Below are 13,500 nucleotides of genomic sequence, written 5' to 3'. Positions count from 1 at the left end.
GCCGGCAGCATGTTTTCCGATGCTGACGGCGCCGAGTGGTGCTGCGGCTTGACCAGGGTCAAGCGAAGTCTTTGCCGGGGTGTCGATTGCCACAGCAAGTCGGTCGTTCGCGACTATGCTGGATGTATCCGAAGTTTAACGACAGACGTTAACCAGAGACGGATAGCCATGACAACACGAACAGCATTGGTGACAGGTGGCATGGGCGGTTTGGGCGAGGCGATCAGCCTGCGTCTTGCCGATGCCGGGTACCGCGTTGCGGTCACCTGCTCACCCCAAAATCACGATTGCGAAGGATGGGTCGAGCGCATGCGCGCGACAGGCCGTGACTTCGCCGCTTATCGTGTCGACGTTGCCGACTTCGCGTCCTGCGAGGCTTGTGCGAAAGCCGTCGAATCGGACGCCGGTCCGGTGGACATTCTCATCAACAATGCGGGGATTACGCGCGATGCCACCCTGCGCAAGATGACGGCCGAAGACTGGCAGTCGGTATTGCGCACGAATCTGGATAGCGTTTTCAATATGACCCGACCGCTTTTTGGCGGCATGGTCGCGCGTGGCTGGGGACGCATCGTCAACATCTCCTCGGTCAATGGCAGTCGCGGCGCATTCGGGCAGGCGAACTATGCGGCCGCCAAGGCGGGGATGCATGGCTTCACCAAGGCGCTCGCGCTGGAAGTCGCCAAATCGGGCGTGACGGTCAATACGATCTCGCCCGGCTATCTCGCGACGAAGATGGTCACGGCCGTGCCGCAAGATGTGCTCGAATCGCGCATTCTTCCGCAGATTCCGGTCGGCCGACTCGGTCGTCCCGACGAAGTGGCTGCGCTCGTCGCCTTTCTTGTGTCGGACGACGCAGGTTTCATCACCGGCAGCAACCTCGCCATCAATGGCGGCATGCATATGGAGTGACGTGCAGCGACGCATCAAAACTACTGACTTAGGAGATTGACGATGTCAAAGGAAACGAATCCGGCACTGACGCTGGTCAAACTGGGCACGGCGAGCGCACTGGGTGCTTATGGGATTCTGCTCGAAGCCGCGCAACGCACGCACCAGTTGCAAGTCGAGCGCGACGGCGAATTGCTCAAAGCCCATTCGGAAGCCGCCAAATCGCTGGGCGGCGCGAAAGACTTCAATGGCCTGCTGACCGCCCAACTGCAACTGCTTAACGGTCAGCTCGCTCAGCAGAACGAGTTCTGGCGCGAGTGGCTGGCCGTATGCGCGAACAACCAGTTGCTCTGGGCCGAGCATTGTCGCAAGACGGGCGAGGAGTTGCAGCACGGCATGGCTGGCGCAATGACGTTGCCCGATCTGATCGGTGCGGGCACGGCCGCAGGTGCGGCGACGCAGGCAGCCGAAGCGCCGTTGCAGAAGTGGTTCCAGGCATTCAACGAAGCGACGCAGGGCACGATGGATGCGTGGCGTCGCATGTCGACGGAAGCCGTCCAGGCGACCGAAGCCGCGGTATCGCAGCAGTCGCCGCTTAACGGGCGCGTGCCGCCCAAGCGCGGCGGCCACGCTCAGCGTTCGAGCACGTAAGTCCCGGGCGCGTCGCCGAGCGAGGTCGTTGGCGGCCAGGGGGCTGCGACAGGTTTGTCGCGGCCCCCGTGTTTGCCTTGCGCCAACAGCCACGCCTGCCATGCGGGCCACCATGAGCTTTGCATAGCGGGTGTCGCGCCGAACCATTCGTCCGGGTCGCGATAGGCCGAACCGGCCGCGCGCGTGGCGACCCGGTGATGGCTGCGCGCATGTCCCGGCTCGCACACCACCCCCACGTTGTGTCCGCCCGAGACGAGCGCGAACGTCAGATCGCCGGGGTTCAGCAGATGCATCTTGTAGACCGAGCGCCACGGAGAAATGTGATCGCGCTCGGTCGCCACGACGAACATCGGTACACGAATATCCGAGAGCGCCACCGGTTGCCCGCCGATTTTGAGTGTGCCCGTCGCCAGCGCGTTGTTCAGATACAGTTCGCGCAGACATTCACTGTGCAGGCGTGCGGGAATGCGCGTGGTATCGGCGTTCCAGACGGTGAAGTCGGTCGTCTGTGCCGGTTCGCCGAGCAGGTAATCGTGCATGAGGCGTGACCAGATCAAGTCGCGCGAATTGAGCAGTTGGAAAGTGCCTGCAAGTTGCTCCCCGCCGATGAATCCCTGCCGCCACATCATCGCTTCGAGATACGCCACCTGACTCGCGTCGATGAACAGGCCCAACTCTCCCGGTTCGCTGAAGTCCGTTTGCGCGGCGAGCAATGTGACGCTGGCGAGCATGCCGACATCGTCCGCCTTGCGCTTCGTTTGCGCTGACGGACCGGCTGACCCCGATTGACGCGCGAGCGTCGCCGCAGCGATGGCGAGCAGGGTGCCGCCGAGACAGTAGCCGCAGGCATGGACGGGCACGTTGCCGGTCATGCGACGCACTTCGCGCAAGGCCGTCAACAGACCCGATTCCAGATAGTCTTCGAGGCCCCGGTCACGGTCTTCCGGGCCCGGGTTATGCCACGAGATCATGAAGACGCTATGGCCCTGCGATACCAGATAGGCCACCAGCGAATGCTGCGCTTCCAGATCGAGGATGTAGTACTTGAGCAGCCACGACGGCACGATCAGAATGGGTTCACGCCAGGTCTGCGCCTGCGCAGGCGCGTACTGCAGAAGTTCGAAGAACGCGTTCCGATAGACGACCTTGCCCGGCGTGGCGGCGATTTCGTGTCCGACGCGAAACGCCTTGCACGCCTCGGGGCCTGCGCCCGGGGCGTTGCCTGCCGCCATATCGCGCAGATCCGACCACCAGCGTTGTGCCCCTTTGACGAGGTTCTGCCCCTGCGTCTCGCGAATCGACGAGAGGACTTCGGGGTTCGCCCACCATTGATTGCTGGGCGAAAAAACGTCGAGCCACTGCCGCGCCATGAACCGCACGACGTCGCGATGGTGTGGGTCGACCCCGGGAATCTCGCCGGTCATCTCGTCGACAAATGCCTGCGTGCGCAGGAATCGCTCGCGCCACCAGGAAAACGGCGGCTTGTCCCATGAGGGACCACGAAAGCGCCGGTCGGCCTCGTGCTGAGCACCGGCGTTCGCGGCATCGGGTCTTGCTGGCTTGTCGATGGCGGCAAATGCTTTGAACACGTTCAACTGATGGCCGGGCGCGGTCGCCGCGTGCATGGCCCAGTCGGCCCATGCGAGGGCGACGGCGGCGGGCGAGACGTTGCCGGTGAAACGGGCAGTCGTCGCCATTGCGGCACGGTCGAGATGATCGGTGAACGAGGTGAAGGGTGTGGCCGAAGGCGATGAGGCGGGCGAGAGGGCTTCCGACGGTGTCGACTCGGGCGTGGCTGGTTTGGCCTTGTGCGTCACCGAGGGATCGGCCGTTGTTCCGGCCATTGTTCCGGCCGTTTCACCGGCCGTCGCCCCCTGAGGCACCGTGCGACGCGAGGGCGGGCGGGCTGTCTTGGGTGCGCCGCGAGACCTCGAGGCGGTGGACGACCCCAGTGGTGGCGACACTTGCGCCGTGGTCCGGGACTTGTTGGATCGGGAAGTTGCAGAGCGGGACGTCTTGTCACTGCGAGCAGGCATGGCGGACTCCGTTCGTTCGCACGACGTGGGTCGCGCGTTTCACTGAATATAACGCACGCCACGTATGACTACTCTGATCTGAGACAAGTTGCGTCCGCGCGCAGCGACCGCCTAGCGCACCGGCGCGGGACTGGCCCCCGGCGTGGGAAGCACCGGCGTCACCGGTATTGCCGGGGTGGGCACGGGCTTGCGCGCGAGCCAGCTATAGCGCTTGAAAGGCTGCTCGCGGCCCGACATGATCAGCGCGATGTCGGTGATCCAGCGTTGCGTCGGCACACTCTCGCCGTGCAGCCACATCATGAGCACGAACAGACTCGCGGCCATCGGCAGCGTCTTCAGCTTGGGCGCAGCGTCGCCGCGCGTGTACCACGCGAATGCCGTGCAGACGGAGAAGCCGACGATACAGCCCGCAATCGACTCCGAGACCGAATGCGCCGACAGCGCAACCCGTGAGACGCCCACGGCGACGCTCCCGGCAGCGGCCACCGCCGTGCCGAGCGCCCGCCACGGCCATGGCAGCTTGCTCAGCAGTAACCACGCGATGACCGGGTAGACGGTCGCGGCAAAAAACGTATGGCCGCTCACGCCGGTGAAATCGATTTCGCGAACGCCGAGTCCCCAGCCGAGGAACATGACCTTCGAGACGGCCACGACGAGCGAGCCCGCGCCAAACAGCGCAATCCAGGCGAAGGCGGCGTGCCATGCGCGTGCACAAAGCAACCAGAGGATGAGGGCAGCGGCCAGCGGCACCGTGACGGCGGCGCTACCGAAATCGGTAATGGTGATCCAGAAGTTAGACATGACTGCCGAATGACGGCCCGGGAGCAGGGCGCCCCGGGCGAAAGCGCTATCTTACGCGTGCCGCCATGACGAAACCACATTGTCGTGTGGCGGCGCGATCTTGCGTATCGAAACGCATCGGACAGCGCCGGCGGCGGTTTGTTCGACCGACGGGGCCGGTTCGTCACACGGTAATAGGCGCCCGACATCCCCGTCGAATTCGACGGGGTGTCACCGGGACAGCGGCATAGTACGATGTCTGCGGTGTGACCCCCCGCACACCTTCCGGAGTTTTCATGGCTTTCCCCCCGGCGCAAGCGCCTGCGCTGCGCACGCGCAACGACGGCATCGACCTGCTGCGCGGCTTGTCCATTCTGTTCGTCGTCGTTCACCACCTCGCCCTGAAGTTTCGTCTGCCGCTCGGCCCGAGTTTGCTGGGCGACGTGTTGCCCGAGCGCATCGTCAAGGGCATCAGTTTCAACGGTTACGAAGCCGTGTTCGTTTTCTTCGTGATTTCCGGCTTTGTCATTACGCGTCGTTCGCTGCAACGCTACGGCTCGCTTGACGCCCTGCGCTGGCGTCACTTCTACGCGCTGCGCGCCGTTCGCATCTTCCCGTTGCTGCTCCTGCTGCTGGCCGTGCTGTCGGTGATGCACCTGTTCGGTGTGCCGACGTTCGTGATCAACCAGCCGGGGCAATCGCTCGCCGGCGCCGTGACGTCGGCGCTCACGATGACCCTCAATTGGTACGAGGGCCGCACGAACTGGCTGCCGGGCGGATGGGACGTGCTCTGGTCGCTCTCCATCGAAGAGTGCTTCTATCTGGCGTTCCCTTTGCTCTGTCTGGTGCTGCGTGGGCCGTGGCGCGTGATCGCGCTCGTGGCGCTTGCCGTCTCGTTACCGTGGACGCGCGCGGCGTTGGCAGGCAACGAGATCTGGCAGGAGAAGGCTTATCTTCCGGGCATGGCGGCGATCGCCTGGGGCGTGCTCACGGCATTGCTGATGCAACGCGTAACGCTCTCGCGCGGTGTTGCCAGGGGCCTCGGCGCGCTGGGCGCAGCAGGGTTGCTTGCGGTCGTGTTTTTCAACGACATGCTGTGGCCGCGCTTGCACGACCACGTCATGTTGCTGCTGTGTCTGAGTGCGGCGCTGTGGCTTGCCGCTGCCCACCGCTCCATGCGCGCCATGCCGCACGGTTTCGGCTGGCTGACGCAAATGGGCCGTTGGAGTTACGAGATTTACCTTAGCCACATGTTCGTCGTGCTGGCCGCGACGCCAGCGTACCGTGCGCTCGCGGGCGACGACATGCGCTGGACATTCCTCGTCTACGTGCCCGTGCTGATCGTCTGCACGCTGCTCGGTGGCGCACTGCACCGGCACGTGAGTGGACCTGCCGCACGGCGTCTACTGCCGCGTCAGCCAGGCGTGACGCCAGCCGCCGCGTTGTGATTCGTTGACGCTTGCGGCGCTGCGCCGGGTGTTTTGAGGTGAGTTTCCAAACGCGCGATGGTACATTGCGGATTCACGCTTTTTGAAGAACAGGACAGGTCGTGAGCCAAAATGCCGTCGCCGTTATGCCCGAAAGCAATACGCTTTTGGAGATCGTCAAAGCACAGACCGAAATTGCCAAACTCGGCCTGGATCTCGGTGGCGTGATGGCCTTTGTGGCGGAGCGGGTGCAGCATCTGACGCAGGCGAATGGCGCGGTGGTGGAGCTGGCCGAGGGCGACGACATGGTGTATCGGGCGGCGTCCGGTGTCGCGGCCAACCTGTTGGGCATGCGTCTGTCGCGCGACGGCTCGCTCTCGGGCCAGTGCGTGAAGACGGGCGAGATCCTTCGCTGCGACGATTCCGAGACCGATCCGCGTGTCGACCGCGAGGCCTGCCGCAAGGTCGGTCTGCGCTCGATGATCGTCACACCGCTCAAGCACCTGGACACGACCGTCGGTGTGCTTAAGGTCTTCGCGCCCGCCCCGTCGGCGTTCCCCGACGCCGATGTCCGCACGCTCGAACTGATGAGCGAACTCATTGCGGCGGCGATGTTTCATGCGGCGCGCTTCGAGACGAGTCAGCTCTATCTGCAAGCCACGCACGACGCGCTCACCGGCCTGCCCAATCGGGCGTTGTTCTACGACCGCTTGCGTCAGGCCGTGCATCTGGCGCTGCGTTCGTCGTCGCGGCTCGGCATTCTGAACATCGACATGGACGGGCTCAAGCCCATCAATGACCGCTACGGCCACCGCGCAGGCGACGCCGCCATTCGTGCCGCCGCCGAGCGCATGAACGCCACGGCGCGACGCTCGGATACGATCGCTCGCGTGGGTGGCGACGAGTTCGGCATGATTCTTTGCGGCATTCACTCGCGTGAAGACGCCGAGGTCCACAGCCAACGTCTGGCGCAGGAAGTGGGCGCGCCGTTCGAATTCGAAGGCAAGCCGCTCGAACTGGGGGTGAGTGTGGGCATTGCCATGCTGCCTGAGGACGGCACGGACATGACGCAACTGATGGATTACGCCGACGAGGCGATGTACGCCATCAAGCGCACGCGCCCCGGCACGCGACGCTCGTAGGTCCGCACATTACGTTGTGCAAACTCCCAATTCACTCCATTTCGGCCGCTATCTGCGCCTAAGTTGGGTTACTTCCTAAAAATTTTCTCCCCTTCGCCCCGTAGACTGCGTCGTTTCCGGTTCAGTCTGTCGAGCGATGTCTTTCTCTACCCCTTTCGCCAAGCGCACGCGCGCAGCATCGGACAGCGGTGCGCAACGCCAGCAAACGCTGGGCGAGCGCGCTCGTTCGCCGGTGCGCGGCGGTGCGGTCGCGACCGTCTTCGGTGTCTGCATGGTCGCGCCGCTATCGGCGACGGCCGCGGCAGGAGACCCGTTGCATTTGCATCCGCGTCTGACGGCGCCGTTGTTTGCTCACAATGGACCCGCTGCGGCATTGCCTGCGGTATCCGTCAGTCAGTCGGTCTGCGGCAAGATCACTCCGTTGTCTCCCATTCCCGTATCGACGGCCAGTCGCTGGCATACGTCTGCGGTGCAGGGCCGCGCCAGCTTGTTCGTACCGTCGACGGCTGCCCGTGCGCTGTCATCGGCCACGTCTTTCGTTACACCGGTGGCTGGCGCGCGCGTGTCGTCGGAATTCGGCACGCGGCACCATCCCGTGCGACGCGTGGCGCATAACCATACCGGCGTCGATTTCGCGGCACCGGCCGGCACCCCCGTACTTGCGGCTGCCGACGGTCGTGTGAAGTTCATCGGTTTCCAGCGTCGCGGGTTCGGACGGTACGTGGTGATTTCGCACCGCTTTGGTACCGAGACCGTCTATGCGCATTTGTCCGCTACAGAGCGCGATCTCCGCATCGGCGATGCTGTCGTAGCGGGCGAGCCTATCGGTGCTGTAGGTCGGACGGGGATGGCGACCGGTCCACATCTGCATTTCGAACTGCGCCGTCATGGTGTTGCTGTCGACCCGCGTCCTTTGCTGAGCCCGAGCGGGCCGAATGCCGTCAAGGTCCAAACAATGTCTACGGCCAACAGCGGCTGTCAGAGCGTACTCAACGTGGTGCCGTCCTGGCACACGCACGGACGTACCGGCGCACTGCCTCGGTGGAACTACTCACCGCTCTGATCCCAGCTTCGAATTTCCTCCCTTCGCACCGTTGCTCAGGCGTTCGGGAATAAATCGTCTTTTCGCCCCGCAGCGGGGGCAACGGCTGGTACAGCTTCGACCGGCAGGGCGTGCATTTCATTGCGCTTGTGAACGTCCTCAATCTCAAGGCGGGGGGCATGGGCTACCTCGGCGATACGCAGCTCGACTGGCTCGCCGCCGATCTCAAGGGCCGTTCCCGCAGCACGCCGCTCGTCGTGTTCACGCACATGCCACTCTGGTCCGTCTATCCGGCGTGGGGATGGGGGACCGATGACGGCGAGCGCGCGCTTGCGTTGCTGCGTCCGTTCGGATCGGTGACGGTGCTTAACGGTCACATCCATCAGGTATTGCAAAAAGTCGAAGGCAACGTGCGATTGCACACGGCGATGTCGACGGCGTTTCCGCAGCCTGCGCCGGGTGACGGCCCGGGGCCGGGACCGTTGAAGGTCGACGCATCGCAACTGCGGCAGACGTTGGGGATTCGCCGCATCGATTTCACCTCGCTGGACGGTGCGCCGCTGTTGGGCGACACCACGCTGGCGTCATGACCCGGAGGTGCCGTCATGAAATCGTTCTCTTTGTCTTCTTCGTCTCCTTCACCGCGTCTGAGCCCGCATGCCGCGCAACGTCGCACGCTGCTGGCGGGCTTCGCCGTCGCGGCGACCGGTATGCTTGTGCTCGCCGGGCGAGCCGAGGCCGCCGCTGCTACAGATCCGGGCGCAGTCCACATCGATAACTTCACCTTTTCGCCTGCGACGCTCACCGTCAAAGCGGGCGCGCGCGTGACATGGACCAATCGCGACGACGAGCCGCACACCGTCACGAGTTCGTCGAACCCTCGCTCGTTCGCATCCGGTGCGCTCGATACCGACGGCACGTTCGCGTTTACCTTCGACAAGCCGGGGATGTACCCGTACTTCTGTGCGATCCGTCCCCATATGACGGGGGTGATTGTCGTGAAATGACCGTTCGCGCCAGCAGATGTGATTCAATGAGCCCACTGCCGTTGTCTGCGGGTGCCTGCGACGAACATCGCGGCGTTGTTCGCGATGTTCGTCGCGATGTCGCGCGCAGCGTCAGTCCGATTCACACGGGCACCGTGTTGCCCGATCTCGGGAGATCCCGGTGACCGATGCGCAAACCCCCGGCGCTCAGGCGTCAGGACGATTCGAAGCGCTGGCCTTGCCGCATCTCGATGCGGCTTACAACCTCGCGCGCTGGCTCTCGGGCAGCGCAAGCGATGCGGACGACATCGTGCAGGAGGCCTATCTGCGTGCGCTGCGCTTTTTCGACGGTTTTCGTGGCGAGAATGCGAGGGCGTGGCTGCTGGCGATCGTGCGCAATACCTGGATGACCGAGTGGCGACGCCGCTCCGACGCCGCCGACGGCACGCTGTTCGACGAGGCCATGCATGGTTTGCACGAGTCGGATCGTCTGCCGGGCTGGGACGACGCGTCGCCGGGCGATCCGGAAATGCTGGCGGTGCGCCGCGACGAATGTGCGCTGGTGCGCGAGGCGCTTGCGGGCTTGCCCGTCGTGTTTCGCGAAGTGTTGGTTTTGCGTGAGATGGAGGATATGAGCTACCGGGAAATCGAGACGATCGTCGGCGTGCCTGCGGGCACGGTCATGTCGCGGCTCGCGCGTGGCAGACAGATGCTCGCGGTGGCGTTGCGCGCGGCGCAAGCGGGTGGAGCGCACGCTTCGTCGTCGTCGACGTCCCCATCCGCGCAAGTGACACGCCTTGCGCGCGTGCCGCTCGACGGTACGACTCGAGGAGGACGCGATGAGTAAGTACGAAAATGAGCACGAAAGTGAGCATGACGACATGCACGACGATCCCAAAGACCCGCCGACGACAAGCGAAACCACCACGCTAGGCAAAATGCTGCGGGACGGCGCGTTGCATCACAAAGCGCCGCAAGCATTGCGTGAACGGCTTCGCGATGAGTTGGCAAATGCCGAACGCCATGCCGTCGCGCAGGAGGCGGCGAGCGCATCGTCGGCCTCAGACTTGCAGCGCGGGCCTATGCAAGATGGAAAGCAGGATGCGAAGCCGGAACCCCGTGCGGCGAAGCCCGTGAGGTCCACCGGCGTCGAAGCCGCGTGGGGCCCAAGTCTCGCGCCGTGGCTGTTCGGGGGGGCGGGCGGTGCGATCCTCGGCGGGCTGGCCGTTGCGATGGCGTTGCTGGTGGCGCGTCCGCCAGCGCCTGCGCAGGTGCAGGAACCGGCCGCGCAGACCGGCTTGCAGCCGCAGGAGATCGTGTCGAGCCATGCGCGCGCGCTGTTGTCGCAACATCCGATCGACGTGATCTCGACGGACCAGCATACGGTCAAGCCGTGGTTCAACGGACGCCTCGACTACGCACCGCCGGTCGTCGATCTGGCCGCCAAGGGATTCCCGCTCGCGGGCGGACGTCTGGACTACGTCGGCGGTCGCACGGTGTCCGTGCTCGTCTACCACACCGATAAGCATCCGATCGATGTGTACGTGTTTCCGGCACGCGACAAGGCGTCGGCCGCACCCACGATCACCGGCAGCGACGGCTATGCGATTGCCCGCTGGCGACGCAATGGCATGACGTACTGGGCGATCACCGACGCGGAGCCGTCGCATCTGCGTGTCTTCGTGGAGGCGTTGCAGGCGGCGAGCTGATATCGTGACGGCTGTTGAGCGATATCCCCCCGATGGAGTGATTCATGCAGCAAAACCAGTCGTCCGATACCTCGCACGCCCCGACCAATCCGGCATGGCAGGCGTCGCAGTACGTCAAGTTCGAAGACGAGCGCACGCGTCCCGTGCGCGATCTCGTCGCCGCGATCCCCGAGCTTCCCGGGCGCGATGCCGCACGCGTCGTGGATATCGGGTGTGGCCCCGGCAACTCGACCGAAGTGCTGGCCGCGTGCTATGCGCAGGCGGATGTCCTCGGGCTGGATAGTTCGCAGGATATGGTCGACGCAGCGCGCAAACGTCTTCCGCAGTTTCATTTCGACGTCGCGGATATTGGTGCGTGGAAAGATGGCCCGTTCGACGTGATTCTCGCGAACGCCGTGTTGCAATGGTTGCCCGATCACGAAACGCTGTATCCGCGTCTCGTCGAGTGTCTCGCGCCCGGCGGTTCGCTCGCGGTGCAGACGCCCGATAATCTCGACGAACCCGCTCACCGGCTGATGCGCGAAGTCGCCGCCGACCCGCGCTGGGCCGCGACGCTCAAAGGCACCGAACGCACCGCGCGTCATGGCGCCGCGTTTTACTATCCGCTGCTGCGCGGCGTTTGTTCGCGCGTCGATATCTGGCGCACGACCTACTATCATCCGCTCGCAGGCGGTGCACCGGCGGTCGTCGAATGGTTCAAGGGCAGCGCGCTGCGCCCCTTCCTGACGAAGCTGGACGACGCAGCACGCGAGGCGTTCCTCGCGCGTTACACGGAAGAAATCGCGAAGGCTTATCCGGCGCTCGCCGACGGCACGGTGCTGCTGCCGTTCCCGCGACTCTTCGTCGTAGCCACGCGCTAATCGAGCCAGTGTGCCGTCAAGCTGCCGCAGGGTCGTAGGGTGTTTTGCCCTGGCACGAGCGTGCACACAGTGGGTCCGGTCGCGCGGGGCGTGCGACTGGTCCGCGACGACGCGCAGCGCAGTGTAAAGTAGCGGGCATGGATGCCTTGTTTCAGCCCGTACAACCGTTTCAGCCGTTCCGCAATGCCCCTTTGTACTGGCGCTCGACGCTCGTACCCGGCGGCGACATGCTCACGGCCGAATACAACGACCATACCTTCGCGCCGCACTGGCACGACGCGTACACGTTCGCGTGCATCGTGGCCGGGGCGGAGCGCTATGCCTATCGCGGCGGCGAGCACGTGGCGGACGCCGGGTCGATCGCCATCATCCATCCCGGTAAAGTCCACACGGGCGCGCGCGAAACCGATTTTGGCTGGCGTTACCGTGTGTTCTACCTGCCCGTCGGCTTCGTGCAGGGCGTGCAGCGGCAGTTGGAAAGTCCGCTGGAGACACCGGGCGGTTCGGCGTCGGACGACGACGCGATGCCCTGGTTCGGCGAACACGTCATTTACGACGTGCAGGCCATGGAGCGGCTCATCGAAGCGCATCGGCTGCTACAGATCGGCGCGGATCCGCTGCTGGCCGAAAGCGTGCTGATCGAAGCGGTGTCGATGATGCTGGTCCGACATGCGCAGGCGCGCGTGCCGTCGTTGGAGATGCATCGCGACGCCGTGCGTGTCGAGACGATGAAAGCGCGTCTGTCGGCCGATCTGACTCAATCGCTCTCACTGACGGCACTTGCCGAAGCCGTCGATCTTTCGCCGTTCCATGCGGCGCGCTTGTTTTCCCGCGAGACCGGACTGGCACCGCACGCGTGGCGCAATCAGTTGCGTCTCGTACGCGCGTTGCCAGCGCTGCGCGCCGGGGCCTCGGCGACAGACGTCGCGCTCGCACACGGCTTCAACGATCTGTCGCATTTCACCCGGTACTTCCGGCGCGCGTTCGGCGTGTCGCCGGGGAAGTGGCGCGCCGCGCGGGGGACGTGAGCGCGACGACAGGGGCGCGCGCCGCTTCATGCACCCAGGTCAGGAAATCCCGCAACGGCGTCGATTTGTCGGCGTCGCGCGGCACGAGCGTGACGTAAGTCGCGCCGTCGGCCTGAATGTCCGGGAACGGCATCACGAGGCGACCGGCCGCCAGCTCGCGATCAAGCGTCGGCGTGCAACCGATGCCTAGCCCCAGCCCATCCATCACGGCCTGCAAGCTCACGTGATAGTGATCGAAGCGATGGAATCGCACCGGGCGTAGCGCGGGCACACCGGCCACACTCAACCAGTCCTCCCAGGCACCCACGCGCGTTTGCGTGGCGACGAACGTATGCTTCGCCAGATCCTTCAGTCGACGTAACGGCAGCGCTTCGAGCAGCGAGGGGGCGGCGACGAGGCTTGCGCGCTCTGTGAACAACGGCGTCCGCTCATAAGGCTGCCATTCGGGGCGCGCAGGCGGATCGCGTCGAATGGCGACGTCGAACCCGCCGCGAAACGCCGGGTCGGCCCCGCTCGACGTGGTGACGACAACCTGCACATCCGGGAAGGCGGTATGAAATGCGGGCAGCCGCGCGATCAGCCAGTGCATGGCAAGCGTGGTCTGTGCGTTGACACGCACCACGCGCGTTTGGGGCGCTTTGCCGAAGCGCAGCGCCGCGTCGCCCATGAGGTCGAACGCAGCACTGATCTCGGCGGCGAAAGCCCGCGCGTGGTCCGTCGCGACATTGCGCTGGCCCTGACGGACGAACAACGTTTGCCCCAGCCACGCTTCGAGCAAAGCGATCTGACGGCTCACGGCACCATGCGTGATCGACAGTTCCTGCGCGGCGGCACTGAGGCTCTCGGCGCGTGCGGCGATCTCGAAAACACGCAGGGCATGCAACGGCGGCAGTTGGCGCGACATGTTGGGTTCCGAAAGGTGGCGTCGTCGATAAACTGTGACTTTTT

General features: G+C 64.7%; 13 protein-coding genes and 1 pseudogene. 11 read left to right on the top strand and 3 right to left on the bottom strand.

Features of this window, described 5'->3' with window-relative positions:
* Window positions 1-168: 168 nt before the first annotated feature.
* Both phbB and MB84_RS13260 read left to right on the top strand, forming a co-directional pair.
* Window positions 169-912 (top strand): acetoacetyl-CoA reductase, encoded by a 744-nt coding sequence (gene phbB, locus MB84_RS13265; RefSeq protein WP_046292118.1) that lies wholly within the window; start codon window positions 169-171, stop codon window positions 910-912.
* 42 nt (window positions 913-954) lie between these two features.
* Complete coding sequence (locus MB84_RS13260; protein ID WP_046292117.1) at window positions 955-1,542, top strand: hypothetical protein; 588 nt, start codon at window positions 955-957, stop codon at window positions 1,540-1,542.
* Here the strand turns inward: MB84_RS13260 and MB84_RS13255 are convergent.
* Together MB84_RS13255 and MB84_RS13250 are read right to left on the bottom strand one after the other, a co-directional pair.
* Window positions 1,524-3,386 carry a PHA/PHB synthase family protein gene (locus MB84_RS13255; RefSeq protein WP_084009771.1) on the bottom strand — a complete coding sequence of 621 codons (1,863 nt, stop codon included), beginning with the start codon at window positions 3,384-3,386 and terminating at the stop codon, window positions 1,524-1,526. The two genes, MB84_RS13260 and MB84_RS13255, sit on opposite strands and share 19 nt — an antisense overlap.
* A gap of 303 nt (window positions 3,387-3,689) precedes the next feature.
* Complete coding sequence (locus MB84_RS13250) at window positions 3,690-4,379, bottom strand: phosphatase PAP2 family protein (RefSeq protein ID WP_046292116.1); 690 nt, start codon at window positions 4,377-4,379, stop codon at window positions 3,690-3,692.
* A 275-nt stretch (window positions 4,380-4,654) separates the two neighbouring features.
* Between MB84_RS13250 and MB84_RS13245 the strand changes: the two genes are divergently transcribed.
* The 9 genes and pseudogenes from MB84_RS13245 to MB84_RS13205 all read left to right on the top strand — a co-directional run bounded on the left by MB84_RS13245 (window position 4,655) and on the right by MB84_RS13205 (window position 12,552).
* Window positions 4,655-5,806, top strand: coding sequence for an acyltransferase family protein (locus MB84_RS13245; protein ID WP_046292115.1), 1,152 nt, complete (start codon window positions 4,655-4,657; stop codon window positions 5,804-5,806).
* A gap of 125 nt (window positions 5,807-5,931) precedes the next feature.
* The gene (locus tag MB84_RS13240) at window positions 5,932-6,927 is read left to right on the top strand and encodes a sensor domain-containing diguanylate cyclase (RefSeq protein WP_046292114.1); all 996 of its coding nucleotides are present in this window, start codon (window positions 5,932-5,934) and stop codon (window positions 6,925-6,927) included.
* 136 nt (window positions 6,928-7,063) lie between these two features.
* Entirely contained in the window at window positions 7,064-7,990 is a 927-nt protein-coding gene (locus MB84_RS13235; protein ID WP_052653301.1) for a M23 family metallopeptidase, read from the top strand.
* Between the two features lie 80 nt (window positions 7,991-8,070).
* A pseudogene (locus tag MB84_RS13230) lies at window positions 8,071-8,559 on the top strand (metallophosphoesterase family protein); the annotation flags it as partial.
* A 15-nt stretch (window positions 8,560-8,574) separates the two neighbouring features.
* Entirely contained in the window at window positions 8,575-8,976 is a 402-nt protein-coding gene (locus MB84_RS13225) for a cupredoxin domain-containing protein (RefSeq protein WP_245725362.1), read from the top strand.
* 160 nt (window positions 8,977-9,136) lie between these two features.
* Window positions 9,137-9,802: an RNA polymerase sigma factor gene (locus tag MB84_RS13220; protein WP_052653299.1), complete on the top strand. Its 666-nt coding sequence runs from the start codon at window positions 9,137-9,139 to the stop codon at window positions 9,800-9,802.
* Window positions 9,795-10,664, top strand: coding sequence for an anti-sigma factor family protein (locus tag MB84_RS13215; protein ID WP_052653297.1), 870 nt, complete (start codon window positions 9,795-9,797; stop codon window positions 10,662-10,664). Before MB84_RS13220 ends, MB84_RS13215 begins: the two co-directional genes overlap by 8 nt.
* Before the next feature lie 44 nt (window positions 10,665-10,708).
* On the top strand, window positions 10,709-11,524 hold the full coding sequence (tam, locus tag MB84_RS13210; protein WP_046292111.1) for a trans-aconitate 2-methyltransferase: 816 nt from the start codon (window positions 10,709-10,711) through the stop codon (window positions 11,522-11,524).
* Between the two features lie 137 nt (window positions 11,525-11,661).
* Window positions 11,662-12,552, top strand: coding sequence for a helix-turn-helix transcriptional regulator (locus MB84_RS13205; RefSeq protein WP_046292110.1), 891 nt, complete (start codon window positions 11,662-11,664; stop codon window positions 12,550-12,552).
* On the opposite strand, the gene MB84_RS13200 is transcribed toward MB84_RS13205, so the two are convergent.
* Window positions 12,485-13,456 carry a LysR substrate-binding domain-containing protein gene (locus tag MB84_RS13200; protein ID WP_046292109.1) on the bottom strand — a complete coding sequence of 324 codons (972 nt, stop codon included), beginning with the start codon at window positions 13,454-13,456 and terminating at the stop codon, window positions 12,485-12,487. The two genes, MB84_RS13205 and MB84_RS13200, sit on opposite strands and share 68 nt — an antisense overlap.
* Window positions 13,457-13,500 lie beyond the last annotated feature (44 nt).

The sequence above is a fragment of the Pandoraea oxalativorans genome (assembly GCF_000972785.3).
Lineage (GTDB): Bacteria > Pseudomonadota > Gammaproteobacteria > Burkholderiales > Burkholderiaceae > Pandoraea > Pandoraea oxalativorans.
This window is presented reverse-complemented; position numbering and strand designations above follow the sequence as displayed.

Bases quoted from the DNA above. Each gene is read 5' to 3' on its own strand.
- phbB (WP_046292118.1), top strand. From the start codon at position 169: ATGACAACACGAACAGCATTGGTGACAGGTGGCATGGGCGGTTTGGGC.
- MB84_RS13260 (WP_046292117.1), top strand. From the start codon at position 955: ATGTCAAAGGAAACGAATCCGGCACTGACGCTGGTCAAACTGGGCACG.
- MB84_RS13255 (WP_084009771.1), bottom strand. From the start codon at position 3,386: ATGGCCGGAACAACGGCCGATCCCTCGGTGACGCACAAGGCCAAACCA.
- MB84_RS13250 (WP_046292116.1), bottom strand. From the start codon at position 4,379: ATGTCTAACTTCTGGATCACCATTACCGATTTCGGTAGCGCCGCCGTC.
- MB84_RS13245 (WP_046292115.1), top strand. From the start codon at position 4,655: ATGGCTTTCCCCCCGGCGCAAGCGCCTGCGCTGCGCACGCGCAACGAC.
- MB84_RS13240 (WP_046292114.1), top strand. From the start codon at position 5,932: ATGCCCGAAAGCAATACGCTTTTGGAGATCGTCAAAGCACAGACCGAA.
- MB84_RS13235 (WP_052653301.1), top strand. From the start codon at position 7,064: ATGTCTTTCTCTACCCCTTTCGCCAAGCGCACGCGCGCAGCATCGGAC.
- MB84_RS13225 (WP_245725362.1), top strand. From the start codon at position 8,575: ATGAAATCGTTCTCTTTGTCTTCTTCGTCTCCTTCACCGCGTCTGAGC.
- MB84_RS13215 (WP_052653297.1), top strand. From the start codon at position 9,795: ATGAGTAAGTACGAAAATGAGCACGAAAGTGAGCATGACGACATGCAC.
- tam (WP_046292111.1), top strand. From the start codon at position 10,709: ATGCAGCAAAACCAGTCGTCCGATACCTCGCACGCCCCGACCAATCCG.
- MB84_RS13205 (WP_046292110.1), top strand. From the start codon at position 11,662: ATGGATGCCTTGTTTCAGCCCGTACAACCGTTTCAGCCGTTCCGCAAT.
- MB84_RS13200 (WP_046292109.1), bottom strand. From the start codon at position 13,456: ATGTCGCGCCAACTGCCGCCGTTGCATGCCCTGCGTGTTTTCGAGATC.